At 58.6% G+C, this 16,359-nt stretch carries 18 protein-coding genes; 9 read left to right on the forward strand and 9 right to left on the reverse strand.

Features of this window, described 5'->3' with window-relative positions; translation table 11 throughout:
• Positions 1 to 102: 102 nt before the first annotated feature.
• Positions 103 to 1,302: a tyrosine--tRNA ligase gene (gene tyrS / locus CXF97_RS21520; RefSeq protein ID WP_024014528.1), complete on the reverse strand. Its 1,200-nt coding sequence runs from the start codon at positions 1,300 to 1,302 to the stop codon at positions 103 to 105.
• A 211-nt stretch (positions 1,303 to 1,513) separates the two neighbouring features.
• On the opposite strand from tyrS, the gene CXF97_RS21525 reads away from it, so the two are divergent.
• Both CXF97_RS21525 and CXF97_RS21530 read left to right on the forward strand, forming a co-directional pair.
• Positions 1,514 to 2,938 carry a peptidoglycan DD-metalloendopeptidase family protein gene (locus CXF97_RS21525; RefSeq protein WP_101160809.1) on the forward strand — a complete coding sequence of 475 codons (1,425 nt, stop codon included), beginning with the start codon at positions 1,514 to 1,516 and terminating at the stop codon, positions 2,936 to 2,938.
• 3 nt (positions 2,939 to 2,941) lie between these two features.
• Positions 2,942 to 4,033, forward strand: coding sequence for an anhydro-N-acetylmuramic acid kinase (locus tag CXF97_RS21530; RefSeq protein WP_101160812.1), 1,092 nt, complete (start codon positions 2,942 to 2,944; stop codon positions 4,031 to 4,033).
• A 69-nt stretch (positions 4,034 to 4,102) separates the two neighbouring features.
• Here the strand turns inward: CXF97_RS21530 and erpA are convergent, their stop codons facing one another.
• Positions 4,103 to 4,453 carry an iron-sulfur cluster insertion protein ErpA gene (erpA, locus tag CXF97_RS21535; RefSeq protein WP_003176443.1) on the reverse strand — a complete coding sequence of 117 codons (351 nt, stop codon included), beginning with the start codon at positions 4,451 to 4,453 and terminating at the stop codon, positions 4,103 to 4,105.
• Between the two features lie 145 nt (positions 4,454 to 4,598).
• Entirely contained in the window at positions 4,599 to 5,633 is a 1,035-nt protein-coding gene (argC, locus tag CXF97_RS21540) for an N-acetyl-gamma-glutamyl-phosphate reductase (RefSeq protein ID WP_101160815.1), read from the reverse strand.
• 134 nt (positions 5,634 to 5,767) lie between these two features.
• On the opposite strand from argC, the gene hemJ reads away from it, so the two are divergent.
• From hemJ to coq7, 6 genes are all read left to right on the forward strand, one after another.
• The gene (hemJ, locus tag CXF97_RS21545) at positions 5,768 to 6,196 is read left to right on the forward strand and encodes a protoporphyrinogen oxidase HemJ (protein ID WP_101160818.1); all 429 of its coding nucleotides are present in this window, start codon (positions 5,768 to 5,770) and stop codon (positions 6,194 to 6,196) included.
• A gap of 33 nt (positions 6,197 to 6,229) precedes the next feature.
• Positions 6,230 to 7,198 (forward strand): nitronate monooxygenase family protein, encoded by a 969-nt coding sequence (locus tag CXF97_RS21550; protein WP_101160821.1) that lies wholly within the window; start codon positions 6,230 to 6,232, stop codon positions 7,196 to 7,198.
• Between the two features lie 66 nt (positions 7,199 to 7,264).
• Positions 7,265 to 8,212 carry a DUF805 domain-containing protein gene (locus tag CXF97_RS21555; RefSeq protein ID WP_101161780.1) on the forward strand — a complete coding sequence of 316 codons (948 nt, stop codon included), beginning with the start codon at positions 7,265 to 7,267 and terminating at the stop codon, positions 8,210 to 8,212.
• Between the two features lie 61 nt (positions 8,213 to 8,273).
• Complete coding sequence (locus tag CXF97_RS21560; protein WP_101160824.1) at positions 8,274 to 9,062, forward strand: SDR family oxidoreductase; 789 nt, start codon at positions 8,274 to 8,276, stop codon at positions 9,060 to 9,062.
• A 56-nt stretch (positions 9,063 to 9,118) separates the two neighbouring features.
• Positions 9,119 to 9,457 carry a histidine triad nucleotide-binding protein gene (locus CXF97_RS21565; protein ID WP_016772924.1) on the forward strand — a complete coding sequence of 113 codons (339 nt, stop codon included), beginning with the start codon at positions 9,119 to 9,121 and terminating at the stop codon, positions 9,455 to 9,457.
• A 156-nt stretch (positions 9,458 to 9,613) separates the two neighbouring features.
• Entirely contained in the window at positions 9,614 to 10,261 is a 648-nt protein-coding gene (coq7, locus tag CXF97_RS21570) for a 2-polyprenyl-3-methyl-6-methoxy-1,4-benzoquinone monooxygenase (protein WP_101160826.1), read from the forward strand.
• A gap of 110 nt (positions 10,262 to 10,371) precedes the next feature.
• On the opposite strand, the gene speD is transcribed toward coq7, so the two are convergent.
• Both speD and CXF97_RS21580 read right to left on the reverse strand, forming a co-directional pair.
• Positions 10,372 to 11,166, reverse strand: a complete 795-nt coding sequence (gene speD, locus CXF97_RS21575; RefSeq protein WP_024014530.1) for an adenosylmethionine decarboxylase — start codon at positions 11,164 to 11,166, stop codon at positions 10,372 to 10,374.
• Between the two features lie 237 nt (positions 11,167 to 11,403).
• The gene (locus CXF97_RS21580) at positions 11,404 to 11,826 is read right to left on the reverse strand and encodes an OsmC family protein (RefSeq protein ID WP_016772921.1); all 423 of its coding nucleotides are present in this window, start codon (positions 11,824 to 11,826) and stop codon (positions 11,404 to 11,406) included.
• Between the two features lie 229 nt (positions 11,827 to 12,055).
• Between CXF97_RS21580 and crp the strand changes: the two genes are divergently transcribed.
• Positions 12,056 to 12,700: a cAMP-activated global transcriptional regulator CRP gene (gene crp / locus CXF97_RS21585; protein ID WP_101160829.1), complete on the forward strand. Its 645-nt coding sequence runs from the start codon at positions 12,056 to 12,058 to the stop codon at positions 12,698 to 12,700.
• 9 nt (positions 12,701 to 12,709) lie between these two features.
• Here the strand turns inward: crp and CXF97_RS21590 are convergent, their stop codons facing one another.
• From CXF97_RS21590 to CXF97_RS21605, 4 genes are all read right to left on the reverse strand, one after another.
• On the reverse strand, positions 12,710 to 13,411 hold the full coding sequence (locus CXF97_RS21590) for a lipoate--protein ligase family protein (RefSeq protein WP_101160832.1): 702 nt from the start codon (positions 13,409 to 13,411) through the stop codon (positions 12,710 to 12,712).
• A gap of 134 nt (positions 13,412 to 13,545) precedes the next feature.
• Positions 13,546 to 14,385 (reverse strand): indole-3-glycerol phosphate synthase TrpC, encoded by an 840-nt coding sequence (gene trpC, locus CXF97_RS21595; protein WP_101160835.1) that lies wholly within the window; start codon positions 14,383 to 14,385, stop codon positions 13,546 to 13,548.
• Positions 14,382 to 15,431, reverse strand: a complete 1,050-nt coding sequence (gene trpD, locus CXF97_RS21600; RefSeq protein ID WP_101160837.1) for an anthranilate phosphoribosyltransferase — start codon at positions 15,429 to 15,431, stop codon at positions 14,382 to 14,384. Before trpD ends, trpC begins: the two co-directional genes overlap by 4 nt.
• Positions 15,432 to 15,440: 9 nt before the next feature.
• Positions 15,441 to 16,034, reverse strand: a complete 594-nt coding sequence (locus CXF97_RS21605; RefSeq protein WP_101160840.1) for an aminodeoxychorismate/anthranilate synthase component II — start codon at positions 16,032 to 16,034, stop codon at positions 15,441 to 15,443.
• Between the last annotated feature and the right edge of the window lie 325 nt (positions 16,035 to 16,359).

Raw genomic sequence — 16,359 nt, forward strand, 5'->3', positions numbered from 1 at the left:
TGCGTAACTCTTTGAATCTCAAGGAGTTTTCCGTTTCGACTGCGCCGGAAGTGGGGCGAATTATAGACTTCTAGAATTCGCCGTCAACCCCAAATTTCAACTTTATTCAGATTTCAGCGTAATACGTGCAAAAGCCTTCTTGCCGGCCTGACAAACGTGAGTCGCTCCCAGTGCATATATAAAGGAGCGATCAACCACCTCACCATCAACACGCACCCCGCCAGCCGCCAACAGATCTCGCGCCGCCGCTGAGTTCTTCACCAAGCCAGCCTTATTAAGGACGGCAGCGATTGGCATATCCTCAACCGAAGACAGTTCGATCTCAGGCAAGTCATCTGGAAGCTCGCCATCCTTCATGCGGTTGCCAGCGCCACGGTGAGCATTCGCCGCAGCCTCTTCACCATGAAAACGCGCAACGATCTCTTCAGCCAGTTTGATCTTGATGTCACGCGGATTCGCACCAGCCTCGACGTCAGCCCGAAATGCGTTGATTTCATCCATCGAACGGAAGCTGAGCAACTCGAAGTAACGCCACATCAGCGCATCCGGGATGGAAACCAGCTTGCTGTACATGACGCCCGGCGCTTCCTGGATGCCGACATAGTTGCCCAGCGACTTGGACATCTTCTTCACGCCATCCAGACCTTCCAGCAATGGCATGGTCAGAATGCACTGGGCTTCCTGGCCATAACCACGCTGCAACTCGCGACCCATCAGCAGGTTGAATTTCTGATCGGTACCGCCCAGCTCGACATCGGCGCGCAGCGCGACCGAGTCATAACCCTGAACCAGCGGATAGAGGAACTCGTGAATAGCGATCGGCTGGTTGGTGGTATAGCGCTTGTCGAAGTCATCGCGCTCGAGCATGCGAGCGACGGTGTATTGCGAAGTCAGGCGAATGAAATCCGCTGGCCCCATCTTGTCCATCCAGGTGGAGTTGAAGGCAACTTCGGTTTTCGCCGGATCAAGGATTTTGAAAACCTGAGTCTTGTAGGTCTCAGCATTTTCCAGAACCTGCTCACGCGTCAGTGGCGGACGCGTGGCGCTCTTGCCACTCGGATCACCGATCATCCCCGTGAAGTCACCTATAAGGAAGATCACCTGGTGCCCCAGTTCCTGGAACTGGCGCAGCTTATTAATAAGCACCGTATGACCCAGATGCAGATCCGGAGCGGTTGGATCGAAACCAGCCTTGATACGCAGCGGTTGGCCGCGCTTGAGCTTCTCGACCAGCTCGGACTCGACCAACAGTTCTTCCGCACCACGTTTAATCAGCGCTAGCTGCTCTTCAACCGACTTCATAACAGACCCGCAAGGCTCAGATTCAAAGGGAACCAACCATACAAGAACGCGCACCAATTACAAGTTTTGCCCGGCGCACGGACACCAATCCACAGACCCGAGGTCTGTAGACTTGCTTCAGCGATGATTTGGTTATATTTTATACAGTTATTTCATCTTCATCATGTCATTCATCTTTTCCAATTCATCTATTCAAAGTCAAAAATTACCTATGACCACAGAACCGTCTAAAGCGCCTCCGCTTTACCCGAAGACCCACCTGCTCGCCGCAAGTGGAATCGCCGCCCTTCTCAGCCTGGCGCTGCTGGTATTTCCCTCCAGCGATGTTGAAGCCAAAAAGACGACTCTGAGTCTTGAACTGGAAAGTCCTGCTGAACAACTGACACAAGATCAAGACGCTGCTGATGCGGCTCAAGCCACAAACGAGCCCGTAGCTTCGCCGTTCGCACAAATCGAAAACAGCGACGAAAACGCCGCGCAAACCGCTGAAACCGCGCCGGCACCTGTAGCCCCTGCTGAGAAACCAAAAGAGCCTGGGCACCGTGAGGTCGTGGTTTCCAAAGGCGATACGCTGTCTACCCTGTTTGAAAAAGTCGGCCTACCGGCAGCCTCCGTGCACGAAATACTGGCAAGCGACAAGCAAGCCAAGCAGTTCAGCCAACTCAAGCGCGGTCAGAAACTCGAATTCGAACTCAGCCCGGAAGGCCAGTTGACCAGCCTGCACAGCAAGGTCAGCGACGTTGAAACCATCACCCTGACCAAGAATGACAAGGGTTATTCGTTCAACCGAGTGACTGCCAAGCCAACCGTTCGCACTGCCTACGTCCACGGTATCATCAACAGCTCACTGTCGCAGTCCGCAGCCCGCGCCGGCCTTTCTCACAGCATGACCATGGATATGGCCAGCGTCTTTGGCTACGACATCGATTTCGCGCAGGACATTCGTCAGGGTGATGAATTCGATGTGATTTACGAGCAGAAAGTCATCAACGGCAAGGCTGTCGGCACCGGCCCGATCCTGTCGGCGCGTTTCACCAACCGCGGGAAGACTTACACCGCCGTTCGCTACACCAACAAACAAGGCAACAGCAGCTATTACACTGCCGATGGCAACAGCATGCGCAAGGCTTTCATCCGTACGCCGGTTGACTTCGCCCGCATCAGCTCGAAATTTTCCATGGGCCGCAAACATCCGATTCTCAACAAGATCCGCGCCCACAAAGGCGTTGACTATGCCGCACCACGGGGCACGCCGATCAAGGCTGCTGGTGACGGCAAAGTGTTGCTGGCCGGCCGTCGTGGTGGTTACGGCAACACTGTGATCATTCAGCACGGCAACACTTACCGCACGCTCTACGGCCATATGCAGGGCTTTGCCAAAGGCGTGAAAACCGGCGGCAGCGTCAAGCAAGGTCAAGTCATTGGCTATATCGGCACCACCGGCCTGTCCACCGGCCCGCATTTGCACTATGAGTTCCAGGTCAACGGCGTTCACGTCGATCCGCTGGGCCAGAAGCTGCCAATGGCCGATCCGATCGCCAAGTCCGAACGCGCGCGCTTCCTCGCGCAGAGCCAGCCACTGATGGCGCGCATGGATCAAGAGAAGGCCACCATGCTGGCTTCGAGCAAGCGCTAAGCCATGACCCTGTATATCGGTGTGATGTCCGGAACCAGTCTCGACGGGCTGGACATCGCCCTGATCGAGCAGACCTCGGCGATCAAACTGATCGCCACCCACTACCTGCCAATGCCTGACTCCCTGCGCGCCGAGCTGCTTGGCTTGTGCGCCAGCGGCCCCGACGAGATCGCCCGCTCGGCGATTGCCCAGCAACACTGGGTCGAACTTGCCGCGTCGGGCATTCACACCCTCCTCGCGCAACAACAACTCAAGCCTGATGCCATCCGCGCCATCGGTAGCCACGGTCAGACCATTCGCCATGAGCCGGCGCGCGGGTTTACCGTGCAGATCGGTAATCCAGCCCTGCTGACTGAGTTGACCGGTATTACCGTCGTCAGTGATTTCCGCAGTCGCGATATCGCAGCGGGTGGCCAAGGTGCGCCTCTGGTGCCAGCCTTTCATGAAGCGTTGTTTGAAGAGCGTAGCGGTAACCAGGCAGTCTTGAATGTCGGTGGATTCAGCAATCTCAGCCTGATTGAGCCGAACAAACCTGTAGCCGGTTTCGACTGCGGGCCGGGGAATGTTCTGATGGACGCCTGGATTCACCGGCAACGTGGCGAAAACTATGACCGGGACGGCAAATGGGCTGCGACCGGCAAGGTTGAACCAACGCTGCTCAAGGCACTGCTCAGCGACCCGTTCTTCGTCACCAAAGGCCCGAAGAGTACGGGCCGGGAAGTCTTCAATCTGCCATGGCTGGAACAGCATCTTTCGCGCCTGCCGACCTTCACTGCCGAAGACGTTCAGGCCACGCTACTTGAGCTGACGGCGCGGACCATCGTCGAGTCGCTACAAAGTGCTCAGCCGGACACACGAGAACTGCTGGTCTGTGGCGGTGGCGCCCATAACGCGACGCTGATGAAGCGTCTGGCGGATCTACTGCCAAACACCAAAGTCGCCAGCACCGCAACTCACGGTATTGATCCGGATTGGGTCGAAGCCATGGCCTTCGCTTGGCTCGCTCATTGCTGCCTGGAAGGGATTGCTGCTAACCGGCCAAGCGTCACGGGTGCTCGGGGTCTGCGCGTACTCGGCGCCATCTATCCGGCATAAGCTTCAAACACAAAAACGCCGCAGAACCGAAAGGCTTTGCGGCGTTTTTGCGTGTGCGGTGAAGCGCGATCAGATCGAGAACGACGATCCGCAACCACAAGTAGTAGTGGCATTCGGGTTCTTGATCACGAAGCGCGAACCTTCCAGCCCTTCCTGATAATCAACCTCAGCACCGGCCAGGTATTGGAAACTCATCGGATCGACCACCAGGCTCACGCCCTCGCGCTCGACGATGGTGTCGTCATCGGCCACGTCTTCATCGAAGGTGAAACCGTATTGAAACCCTGAACAACCGCCGCCCGTAACGAATACGCGCAGCTTCAAGCGATCATTCCCCTCTTCATCGACCAGGCTCTTCACCTTGTGCGCGGCACCGTGGGTGAATTGCAAAGCCGTGGGGGTGAAGGATTCGACGCTCATGCTGACTATCTCCCGGCGTTACGCCGCCATAATGCGTGATGACGCGCATTATCCGCTTGTCCTAGAAAATTGGTCAACTATTAGAGAGCAGCGGCAAGCTTCAAGCCGTGAGCTTCAAGCTTGCCGCTGATAGCCTGCGGCAGCGTCAGGGCAGCATGCCGGCGTGGGACAAACCGAAGCGTTCGTCCAGGCCAAACAGGATGTTCATGTTCTGCACCGCCTGCCCCGACGCGCCTTTGACAAGGTTGTCGATGACCGACAGTACCACGACCAGATCACCATCCTGAGGGCGGTGCACCGCGATGCGGCAGACGTTGGCGCCACGCACGCTACGGGTTTCGGGATGGCTGCCGGCCGGCATTACGTCGACGAACGGTTCGTTGGCATAGCGCTTTTCGAACAGTGCCTGCAGATCAACCGAGCGATCCGCTACTGTCGCGTAGAGCGTGGAGTGAATACCGCGAATCATCGGCGTCAAATGCGGGACGAAGGTCAGGCCGACATCCTTGCCCGCCGCCCGACGCAGGCCCTGGCGAATTTCCGGCAGGTGACGATGACCTTTTACCGCATAGGCCTTCATGCTTTCCGACGTCTCGGAGTACAAAGAACCTACAGCCGCACCACGCCCGGCACCACTGACACCGGATTTGCAGTCGGCGATCAAACGCGATGCGTCGGCCAGACCTGCTTCCAGCAACGGCAGGAAACCCAATTGCGTTGCGGTCGGATAGCAACCCGGCACCGCGATCAGGCGCGCTTTCTTGATCTGCTCGCGATTGACTTCCGGCAGACCATAGACCGCTTCGTCCAGCAATTCCGGTGCGCCGTGTGGCTGGCCGTACCACTTGGCCCATTCGTCAGCGTCCTGCAGACGGAAGTCGGCGGACAAATCGATGACCTTGGTGCCCGCCGCCAGCAGCTCGCCTGCCAAGGCGTGAGCCACACCGTGTGGCGTGGCGAAGAACACCACATCGCAGGCGCCAAGGGTTTTCACGTCTGGCACGCTGAACGCCAGCCCGTCATAGTGGCCGCGCAGGTTCGGGTACATGTCAGCCACGGCCAGACCGGCCTCGGATCGGGAAGTGATGACGACCACTTCTGCCTGCGGATGCTGTGCCAACAGACGCAGCAGTTCGACACCGGTGTAACCCGTGCCGCCGACGATACCGACCTTGACCATAAACCTGCCCTCAACGAACCCACTGGAAAGCCGTCGATAATAGGGGCCGCGCGCGCCTGCGACAACCGCCAAGGTGACGCGCGGACGCTCAAGCCTCTACTATCTGGCTACCGTGAATGAGGGAATAACCAAAAATGCTCTATCTATGGCTCAAAGCGTTTCACATCGTCAGCATCGTTTGCTGGTTTGCCGGGCTGTTCTACTTGCCGCGCCTGTTCGTTTACCACGCACAAAGCACAGACACGATCAGCCAAGAACGCTTCAGCGTCATGGAGCGCAAGCTGTATCGCGGCATCATGGGCCCGGCGATGATCGCCACGCTGATCTTCGGTGGTTGGCTGATCTACCTTAATCCCAGCCTCTTCAGCCAGGGTGGCTGGATCCACGCCAAACTGACCCTCGTCGTGCTGCTGATCGGTTACCACCATATGTGCGGCGCGCAGGTAAAGCGTTTTGCGCGTGGCGAAAATACCCGCAGCCATGTCTTTTATCGCTGGTTCAATGAGGTGCCGGTTCTGATATTGCTGGCTATCGTAATTCTGGTCGTGGTCAAGCCGTTCTAACTTCAACCAATACAGATCCTTGGGGTGTTCACAATGTCGCTGCCCGTTCTGCTCGAACAACGTCTGCGTCTGCCCGTGGTAGCGGCGCCGATGTTCCTGATCTCCAATCCGGAACTGGTGCTCGCCTGTTGCCGCAATGGCGTGGTCGGCAGCTTTCCGGCGCTGAACCAACGCGAAAGCGGTGGGTTCAAGGCCTGGCTGGAACAGATCGAAGCGGGCCTGGCGACGCTGGATAATCCGGCCCCTTATGCGGTGAACCTGATTGTTCACCACAGTAACCCGCGCCTGCAGGCGGATCTGGACATCTGCGTCGAGCACAAGGTGCCGATCGTAATTACCAGCCTCGGTGCGGTGAAGGAACTGGTCGACGCGGTGCACAGCTACGGCGGTCTGGTGTTTCACGACGTGACCACGCGGCGCCATGCCGAGAAAGCCGCTGAAGCCGGTGTCGACGGGCTGATTGCCGTCGCGGCCGGTGCCGGCGGGCATGCTGGCACCTGGAGCCCGTTTGCGCTGGTTGCCGAAATCCGTGAGTTTTTCGACAAGACGCTGTTGCTTGCGGGATGTTTGAACCATGGCCATGAGATTCTCGCCGCGCAGCTGCTCGGCGCGGATTTGGCCTACTTCGGTACGCGATTTATCGGCACCACCGAAAGTCACGCGCCTGACGCTTATAAAGAGATGCTGCTGACAGCCAAGGCTGCCGACATCATTCATACTCCAGCGGTGTCGGGAGTGCCGGCCAGTTTCATGCGCCAGAGCTTGGAGGCGGCCGGTTTCGACATGGCGGCACTGCAAGGCAAAGGCGAGGTCAATTTCGGCGACAAGCTCAAGCCGATCAACGATGAAGCCAAAGCCTGGAAGACCGTGTGGTCGGCGGGTCAGGGTGTTGGCCAGATTGGTGATCTGCCAAGCGTGGATCAGTTGATCGCGCGGCTCGACGCTGAATATCGTCAAGCCCAAACGCGCGCTGCACAGCTGCCACAACGCTGGCCGCGCTGAAAAACATATCTGGCCAGTCCTGATCAGACTGGCTGCCAAATGAATCGCGACAAGGATGCCTCGGCCATGAGCGACACCCGTTACAAGATCGTCTTCGACGGCGCGCTGCAGCCCGGCGTCGACCTCACCACCGCCAAACTGAATCTGGCGGATCTGTTCAAAAGCGACGTGGCCGCCATCGAGCGCCTGTTCAGTGGCCGCACCGTCGCCCTCAAACGTGATCTGTCCCACAGCGATGCCCAGACGTATCTGCAGGCATTGAACAAAACCGGGATCGATGCGCGGATCGAAGCGGAAACCGCCATCGAGCTGAATCTGGCGGATGTCCACGATAACCCTGCAGCGGTCGCGGAACCCGACTCGCCTTACGCACCGCCGCGCGCCAATGTCGGTGAAGCTCTGCCGCCATTCGCCACGCTCAAGCCATTCAGCGTCGAAGGCCGGATCGGTCGCCTGCGCTTTCTCGCCTGGACCATGGTCTTGAGCCTGGTGACCCTGCCCATCGTCGGCGTGTTTGCTTTGATTGCGTTGGGGCTGGTCAGCGGCGACTCGACTACCGGCCTGATCCTCGGCGGCATTCTGGCGGTCTTCCTGTTCCTCGGCTTCATGATCGTCAGCATTCTGTTCAGCGTTCAGCGCCTGCACGATATCGGCTGGTCGGGCTGGCTGTGGTTGCTCAATCTGGTGCCTTTCGTGGGCAGCTTCTTCCCCCTGGTGATCATGGTCGCTCCCGGCAACGCCGGCGCCAACCGCTATGGGCCGCCACCACCGCCCAACAGTAAGGCGGTCAAGGTGTTGTGCTCTTTATGGATCGTGTTCATCGCGCTGATTTTTGCCGGCGGTTTACTCGGCGGCTTCTCGGCTGTGCAGGAAGAATATGAAGGCAATCTGGAGAGCAGCTATGACAGCGGCTCGGTGACGACCGACGACGTTGAGGTCGTCGAACCGCCAGCGATTTCCGCCGACGAGGCAGCCGAACCCGCGCAGGCCCCTGTAGACTCTGCGCAAGAATGAACAGCGCTCCCCGTCGTGACAACCGCGTCGCCGGCGCGGAGCTGTTGCGATGGAGAATTGCATGACCCGTTACGCTCTGATCACTGGCGCTTCCAGCGGCATCGGCCTGGCCATGGCCGAAGCGCTGGCCCGGCGCGGCCGCAGCCTGATTCTGGTGGCACGACAGCGTGATCAGCTGGAGAGTATCGCCATCGAGCTGACCCAGCGTTTCGATGTCGAAGTATTGTTTCGTGCCTGCGACCTCGGCGAACCGTTGCGCCTGTCAGGCTTTTTGCTGGAGCTGGAAGAAGGCGACCGGCAGATCGATCTGCTGGTCAATTGCGCCGGCATCGGCACGTGCGGGCCGTTCCTTGCACAGGACTGGATGACAGAGCAGGATCTCATCGAGGTCAACATTCTCGCCCTCACCCGCCTCTGCCACGCGGTGGGCAACAGCATGGCGCTGCTGGGTGGCGGGCAGATTCTGAACGTCGCGTCGGTCGCCGCCTACAGTCCCGGCCCGTGGATGAGCACCTACTACGCCAGTAAAGCGTATGTGCTGCATTTTTCCGAAGCCTTGCGCGTGGAGCTCAAACAAAGCGGCGTGAAAGTTTCGGTCCTGTGCCCCGGCCCGACGCGTACACCGTTCTTCCGTACCGCACAGATGAGCAGCGAAAAGATCGAAAGCAGCAACTCGCTGATGAGCCCGGAAGAAGTGGCGCTGCATGCCGTGCGTGCGCTGGATAAAAACCGCGCGATCATCATTCCGGGACGACGCAACCGCTGGCTGGCGTTCCTGTCGCGACTGGGTTCGCGCTGGCTTAACCGGACGATTGTCGGCATGGTCAACAAAGCTTACTGCCCCCGCTAGGAAAGCGACTTCCAAGCGGTACACTTGATTCAGCCCAACTCAACGGAGAAACAGCAGTGGATACTCTGTTCACCAAGATCATCAACCGGGAAATCCCGGCCAATATCATTTACGAGGACGACCAGGTTCTGGCCTTCCACGACATCGCCCCGCAGGCCCCAGTGCACTTTCTGGTGATTCCGAAGAAACCGGTGCGCACGCTCAATGACCTGACCGAAGACGACAAGGCACTGGCCGGGCACATTTTGTTCACCGCACAGCGTCTTGCGCTGGAACTGGGTTGTGAAGAAGGCTTTCGCGTGGTGATGAACTGCAATGAACTTGGTGGGCAGACTGTCTATCACATTCATATGCACGTGCTGGGGCAGCGCCAGATGAACTGGCCGCCGGGCTGAAACTCACTGCGGCTTGCCGAAGGCTGCAATGCTTTGATTTTGCAGCCTTCGGCGACATGGAGCGATAACCCGCAACACTGCGGCCAATGACCCAGCGCAAACCCTCGCCGGCCGATTCGGTTAAACTGGCCGCCGAGATTCTTCCCGGAGGTCAGCATGACTACCCAACGTCACTACTCGCCCATAGACCGTCTGCTGCTGCAAGCCGATGCCGCGATGCGCACCCTGTTGCCCTTCAGTGGCCAGCCGTACCGCCCATCGCCGGCGATTCTGCAGCCGGACACGCTAATGAGCGATGAGGACACCCGCCACGTCGCTGGCCTGATGCGCATCAACCACACCGGCGAGGTCTGCGCCCAGGCGCTGTATCAAGGACAGGCGCTGACCGCCAAGTTGCCGCAGGTGCGCGAAGCGATGGAGCACGCAGCTGAAGAAGAGATCGATCATCTGGTCTGGTGTGAGCAGCGCATCCATCAATTGGGCAGTCACACCAGCGTGTTGAATCCATTGTTTTATGGCATGTCGTTCGGCATCGGCGCGGTCGCCGGGCTGATCAGCGACAAGGTCAGTCTTGGTTTCGTAGCGGCGACCGAGCATCAGGTGTGCAAGCACCTGAACGAGCATCTGGAGCAATTGCCGGCCGAGGATGAAAAGTCCCGTGCGATTCTCGAGCAGATGCGCATTGATGAAGAACATCATGCGGAGAGCGCCCTGGATGCCGGCGGGTTTCGCTTTCCGGCGCCAGTGAAGTTCGGCATGAGTTTGTTGGCGAAGGTGATGACCAAAAGTACTTATCGGATCTGAGATATGTATCGCCCGATATAGCCCTATCGCTGGCAAGCCAGCTCCCACAGGGTTTTGTGTAAAGCAAGAAAAAGGCGACCAGGAGGTCGCCTTTTTTGTGCCCGAGAATCTCAGGTCGGCATGTTGCGCGCGTAGAAGATTTCAAGCATTTCGTGTTTCACACGGTCGGTCACCTGAGCACGTTGCTCGGGCGAAAGATTGCTGGTGGCGTCGCCGAACAGGTAGTTGTCCAGCTCGAAGTTCTTCAGCAGCATTTTGGTGTGGAACAGGTTTTCCTGGTACACGTTCACGTCGGTCATCTGGTACGCGTCGCGAGTGTCTTCGGAGAGGTAGTTCTGGATCGAGTTGATCTCGTGGTCGATGAAGTGCTTGTTGCCTTCGACGTCACGAGTGAAGCCGCGCACACGGTAATCCACGGTCACGATGTCCGAATCGAACTGGTGAATGAGGAAGTTGAGCGCTTTGAGCGGTGAAATGACACCACAGGTCGACACGTCGATATCCACACGGAACGTCGCAATACCATCGTCCGGATGGATTTCCGGATAGGTGTGCACCGTGATGTGGCTCTTGTCGAGGTGGGCCAGAATGATTTCCGGCAAGGGGCCCGGCGACTCTTCGATCTGGCTGTCAGTCGGGGTTACCGGCTCTTCCGAAATCAGAATCGTGACGCTGGCGCCCTGGGGTTCATAGTCCTGACTGGCGATGTTCAGGATGTTGGCACCAATGATCTCGACAACTTCTGTGAGAATCTGCGTCAGGCGTTTCGCGTTGTACTCTTGATTGATGTACTCGACGTAAGCCTGCTGGTCTTGCGGGGTTTCCGCGTAGCAGATGTCATAGATGTTGAAGCTCAAGGTCTTTGTCAGGTTATTGAACCCGTGGAGCTTGAGTTTGCTTTTCACCGTTAAAAACTCTCTATGTATGCGGCCCGGCCGCGTGATCAAGCATGCCCGTCAAGTGCGAACGACGCACCTGCGTAGGACGGTTAACACCTCTTCGCGATGGCGATTTTGGTTGTCTGTTCAGGCGGATGATCCGTCGGCTGACCGATCACTGCCCTGAAAAAAGTGGCGCATTATGCAGACGTCAGCGGGGGATCGCCAGAGTCTGCACTGCTTTTATGATAGTTGAATGTCGGATCAGCCGAGTTCGACGATTTCATAGTCGTGAGTGATTGCCACACCAGCCGCGCCGAGCATGATCGACGCCGAGCAATACTTCTCGGCAGACAGCTCGATGGCGCGCTTGACCTGGGCTTCTTTCAGGCCCCGGCCCTTGACCACGAAGTGCATGTGGATCTTGGTAAAGACCTTGGGATCTTCAGTCGCACGCTCGGCGTCAAGGAAGGCTTCGCAGCTTTCCACGGCCTGACGCGACTTTTTCAGGATGCTGACCACGTCGAAGTTGCTGCAACCGCCGACACCCAGCAAAAGCATTTCCATCGGGCGAACCCCGAGATTACGCCCACCGGCGTCCGGCGGGCCGTCCATCACCACAACATGACCGCTGCCGGATTCGCCGAGGAACATGGCTTCGCCAGCCCATTGGATGCGTGCCTTCATCGCCCAGACTCCACTGTAAAAAAAGGGTCGCCAGCTTAGCACAGCGCTTTGTCCCGGCAGGAACGACGTCCTAGGAAGGTTGCTTTCTGGCTGTAGGTAATTTCTCGAATTTTCGACGAAGTGTCTGGTAAGCTGGCGCCAATTCGCTGGCGCTCATTCGTCAGCCCTGTAGCGACCGCCTTCAGCGCCTCATAAAAACATCACCGTGCAGTCTTTTCGGGATACAACCATGGTTGCTATTACCCCCACACCCAAAATCAAGAACATCGACAAACTGTTGATGCATTGCCAGCGCCGCCGCCACGCAGCCAAGAGCAACATCATCTGCGCCGGCGATCGCTCGGACACGCTGTTCTTCATCATCAAGGGCTCGGTCACCATCCTCATCGAAGACGACGATGGTCGCGAGATGATCATTGCCTACCTCAACGCCGGCGACTTCTTCGGCGAACTGGGTTTGTTCGAGCAGGCCGGCCACGAACAGGAACGCAGCGCCTGGGTGCGGGCCAAGGTCGAATGTGAAACTGCGGAAATCAGTTACGCCAAGTTCCGCGAGTTATCGCAGCAGGATCCAGACATTCTTTACGCGCTCAGCGGACAAATCGCACAGCGCCTGCGCAACACCACGCGCAAAGTCGGCGACCTCGCGTTCTTCGACGTCACCGGCCGCGTCGCCCGCTGCCTGCTGGAGCTCTGTAAACAGCCGGACGCCATGACTCACCCGGATGGAATGCAGATCAAAGTCACCCGTCAGGAGATCGGTCGAATTGTCGGTTGCTCGCGAGAGATGGTCGGCCGCGTGCTCAAGGATCTTGAAGAACGCAACCTGGTCGATGTCAAAGGCAAGACCATGGTGGTCTTCGGAACGCGCTGAGCCCGTCAATCAGGCGCTGTAGATCTGCGCCAGCATCAAACGAAACAATTCATCGAGACGCGCCAACGCCTGTGGCGCGTTGAATTTTTCATGCAGGGCGATATGACTTTGCGCCCGCACCCGCTGCTCCAGGTCGCAGGCTTCATTGAAGCGATTGACCGCGGCGACCATCGCTTCACGTTCGTCATCCATCAGCATCGCACCATGCACCAACCCCACCGGACGTTGGCCGCCCTGACTTTGGCGCCAGCGCTGGGCGGTGCCGACCATCTTGCGACCGTCGAGATTGACGTTGAAACGTCCGTCACAGAATGCGCCGTCGATTTCGCCGACCGACGAGGCGCCACCCAATTCATCCAACAACTGACAGATCGGATCGCACAGACGGCGGTAGCCGGTTTCGATGCGGTTCAGGTCACCTTCGCTGCGGGGCGGGGCATACACCAAGGCAATGTTGATGGTTGCAGCGGATTGCGGGACAGGTTCGCCGCCGGTCTCGCGCAACAGCACCGGCCAGCCGGCCATAGCAGAGACTTCGCAGGCGTGGTCGAAGTGCGGGAGTCGGTTGAGGCGACGCGGCATCACTAGCGCGCGGTCGGTGGGTTGCCAGAACAGCAGGCCGAATTCGGCGTCGCCGGCGCAGACCGAGGCCAGCAAGTCCTGTTCGGCTTGCAGGCCGGATTCGATGGTCAGCGGGGTTGGCAGCGACATGGTGGGCTCCGGCAGATCTGCAATCTGTGGGGGTTTTGAGGGTCTCTTCGCGAGCAAGCCCATTCCACATTTGGAATGCATTTCCCTGTGGGAGCGGGCTTGCTCGCGAATGAGTCGACTCGGTCTGGAGCGAATCAGTCGAGGGTCGAACCGCTTATTACCGGACCGCCACGTTCCGGGAAGAACAGGCGCTGCAATTCAATGCCCGGATTTTCGGCGCGCATGAACGCTTCCCCGACCAGGAACGAATACACGTCGCTGATTTCCATCAGTTCGACGTCGGCCCGGTTGAGGATGCCGCTTTCGGTGATCACCAGGCGATCGCGCGGGATGCGCGGCAGCAGGTCGAGAGTGGTTTCCAAGTTGACGTCAAAGGTGTGCAGGTTGCGGTTGTTGACGCCGACCAGCGGCGTGTCGAGGGTCTTCAACGCGCGCTCCAGTTCGTCACCGTCGTGCACTTCGACCAATACGTCGAGACCGACACCTTTGGCCACGGCGGCCAGTTCGGCCATTTTCACGTCGTCCAGTGCGGAGACGATCAGCAGGACGCAATCGGCGCCCAGCGCGCGGGCTTCAACGATCTGGTACGGATCAATCATGAAGTCCTTGCGGATTACCGGCAGTTTGCAGGCAGCGCGCGCCTGTTGCAGGTAGGCGTCGGCACCCTGGAAGTAATCGATGTCGGTCAGCACCGACAGACACGTCGCCCCGCCCTTCTCGTAGCTTTTGGCGATGTCGGCTGGTACGAAGTCTTCGCGAATCACGCCTTTGCTCGGCGAAGCCTTTTTGATTTCGGCAATCACGGCCGGTTGTTTCTTTTTCGCTTGCGCCAGCAATGCCTGGGCAAAACCACGGGGTGCATCGGCCGCCTTGGCCAGACCTTCCAGCTCGCTCAGGCTGACCCGAGCGCTGCGCTCGGCGACTTCTTCAACCTTGCGCGCCAGAATCTTTTCCAGAACCGTCGGTACACTCATCCTTCATTCTCCACTTTGAATACCGCGGTAAAGGCACCCAGCTCCTCGAGCTTTTCCCGAGCGAGGCCAGTGTGCAGCGCATCGTGCGCCAGCTCCACACCTTGTTTCAGACTGCTTGCCAGGTCGGCGGCATACAGCGCCGCACCGGCATTGAGCACAATCATCTCGGCAGCTTTCTGGCCGTTGTCGGTTTTGCGCTTGCCGAGGGCATCGCGGATCAGCGCCAGCGACGCTTCCGGACCTTCGACCGAGAGACCGTGCAGGCTCTGGCTCTTCATGCCGAGATCTTCCGGTTCGACCCAATATTCAGTGATCTGGTTGTTTTTCAGCTCGGCGACAAAGGTCGGCGCGGCCAGGCTGAATTCGTCCAGACCGTCCTTCGAATGCACCACCAGCACGTGTTTGCTGCCCAATCGTTGCAAGACCTCCGCCAATGGGCGGCACAGCGTCTGGGTGAACACGCCCACCACTTGATGCTTCACGCCGGCCGGATTCGTAAGCGGGCCAAGCATGTTGAACAGTGTGCGCAGGCCGAGTTCGCGGCGCGGGCCAGCGGCGTATTTCATCGCTTTGTGGTGAGTCTGGGCGAACATGAACCCGATACCGACGCTGTCGATGCAGCGCGCCACCTGAACCGGCGTCAGGTTCAGGTAGATGCCAGCAGCCTCCAGCAGATCGGCGCTGCCGCTCTTGCCGGACACCGCGCGGTTGCCGTGCTTGGCGACGGTGCAACCGGCCGCAGCGACAACAAAGGAGGACGCAGTCGATACGTTGAAGATGTTCGCACCGTCACCGCCAGTACCGACGACATCGACTACGCCGTCGAGGGTTTTCAGCTCGACCTGATCGGCGAGCTCACGCATCACCGACACGGCGCCAACGATCTCGTCGATGCTCTCGCTCTTCATGCGCATGGCCATCATGAACGCGCCGATCTGCGCTTCGGTGCATTGCCCGGTCATGATTTCGCGCATCACATCGCGCATTTCATCGGTGCTGAGGTCGAGGTGTTCGACGATACGGCTCAGGGCTGTCTTGATATTCATGGGAAGTCCTTAGCGCGTGCCGCCGGTTTGTTTGAGGAAATTGGCAAACAGTTCATGACCCTGCTCGGTGAGGATCGACTCGGGGTGGAACTGCACACCCTCGATATTCAGGGTCTTGTGACGCAGGCCCATAATCTCGTCGATCGAGCCGTCATCGTGCTGGGTCCACGCGGTCAGCTCCAGGCAATCGGGCAGGCTGTCGTGCTTGACGATCAGTGAGTGATAACGGGTAACGGTGAGCGGATGATTGAGACCGGCAAACACACCCTTGTCCTCGTGGAATACCGGGCTAGTCTTACCGTGCATGACCTGACGGGCGCGGATCACGTCGCCGCCGAAGGCCTGGCCGATGGACTGGTGGCCAAGGCAGACGCCGAGAATCGGCAGTTTGCCGGCGAAGTGTTTGATCGCGTCGATGGAAATGCCCGCCTCGGTGGGCGTGCACGGCCCAGGGGAAACCACGATGCGCTCGGGATTCAGCGCTTCGATTTCGGCGATGGTCAGTTCGTCGTTGCGCACCACTTTGACCTCGGCACCCAGCTCGCCGAGATATTGCACAACGTTGTAAGTAAAGGAGTCGTAGTTGTCGATCATCAGCAACATGGCGTTTCGAACCTCTTGAATTCTGACTTGATGACAGCCTTCAGATGACTTGCCCGCAGGGCGCTGCGCGATGTCGGACGCGCAGAGGGCGCCAGCACAGCGGCATTTCAAACAGACAAGGAAGGCAAAGCGATACAGATCCGGCGAGGCCGGCAGAGAAGATTCAGGCGCGCCAACGCCAGCGGGCGTGAGCCTTGATGACTTGATCCAGAAGTTTGCTGGTGATCAACACGGGGAAGGTCTCGTTCATACGTTCCGGCACAGTAACTTAGCTGGGCGGAGCGTGCAATATGGCGGGGCCTGCGGGTTATAAAACGGCGGAAGG

Source organism: Pseudomonas sp. Choline-02u-1 (genome assembly GCF_002836515.1).
Taxonomy (GTDB): domain Bacteria; phylum Pseudomonadota; class Gammaproteobacteria; order Pseudomonadales; family Pseudomonadaceae; genus Aquipseudomonas.

Coding starts and splice junctions, on each gene's coding strand:
- tyrS (WP_024014528.1), bottom strand. CDS start 1,302: ATGAAGTCGGTTGAAGAGCAGCTAGCGCTGATTAAACGTGGTGCGGAA.
- CXF97_RS21525 (WP_101160809.1), top strand. CDS start 1,514: ATGACCACAGAACCGTCTAAAGCGCCTCCGCTTTACCCGAAGACCCAC.
- CXF97_RS21530 (WP_101160812.1), top strand. CDS start 2,942: ATGACCCTGTATATCGGTGTGATGTCCGGAACCAGTCTCGACGGGCTG.
- erpA (WP_003176443.1), bottom strand. CDS start 4,453: ATGAGCGTCGAATCCTTCACCCCCACGGCTTTGCAATTCACCCACGGT.
- argC (WP_101160815.1), bottom strand. CDS start 5,633: ATGGTCAAGGTCGGTATCGTCGGCGGCACGGGTTACACCGGTGTCGAA.
- hemJ (WP_101160818.1), top strand. CDS start 5,768: ATGCTCTATCTATGGCTCAAAGCGTTTCACATCGTCAGCATCGTTTGC.
- CXF97_RS21550 (WP_101160821.1), top strand. CDS start 6,230: ATGTCGCTGCCCGTTCTGCTCGAACAACGTCTGCGTCTGCCCGTGGTA.
- CXF97_RS21555 (WP_101161780.1), top strand. CDS start 7,265: ATGAGCGACACCCGTTACAAGATCGTCTTCGACGGCGCGCTGCAGCCC.
- CXF97_RS21560 (WP_101160824.1), top strand. CDS start 8,274: ATGACCCGTTACGCTCTGATCACTGGCGCTTCCAGCGGCATCGGCCTG.
- coq7 (WP_101160826.1), top strand. CDS start 9,614: ATGACTACCCAACGTCACTACTCGCCCATAGACCGTCTGCTGCTGCAA.
- CXF97_RS21580 (WP_016772921.1), bottom strand. CDS start 11,826: ATGAAGGCACGCATCCAATGGGCTGGCGAAGCCATGTTCCTCGGCGAA.
- crp (WP_101160829.1), top strand. CDS start 12,056: ATGGTTGCTATTACCCCCACACCCAAAATCAAGAACATCGACAAACTG.
- CXF97_RS21590 (WP_101160832.1), bottom strand. CDS start 13,411: ATGTCGCTGCCAACCCCGCTGACCATCGAATCCGGCCTGCAAGCCGAA.
- trpC (WP_101160835.1), bottom strand. CDS start 14,385: ATGAGTGTACCGACGGTTCTGGAAAAGATTCTGGCGCGCAAGGTTGAA.
- trpD (WP_101160837.1), bottom strand. CDS start 15,431: ATGAATATCAAGACAGCCCTGAGCCGTATCGTCGAACACCTCGACCTC.
- CXF97_RS21605 (WP_101160840.1), bottom strand. CDS start 16,034: ATGTTGCTGATGATCGACAACTACGACTCCTTTACTTACAACGTTGTG.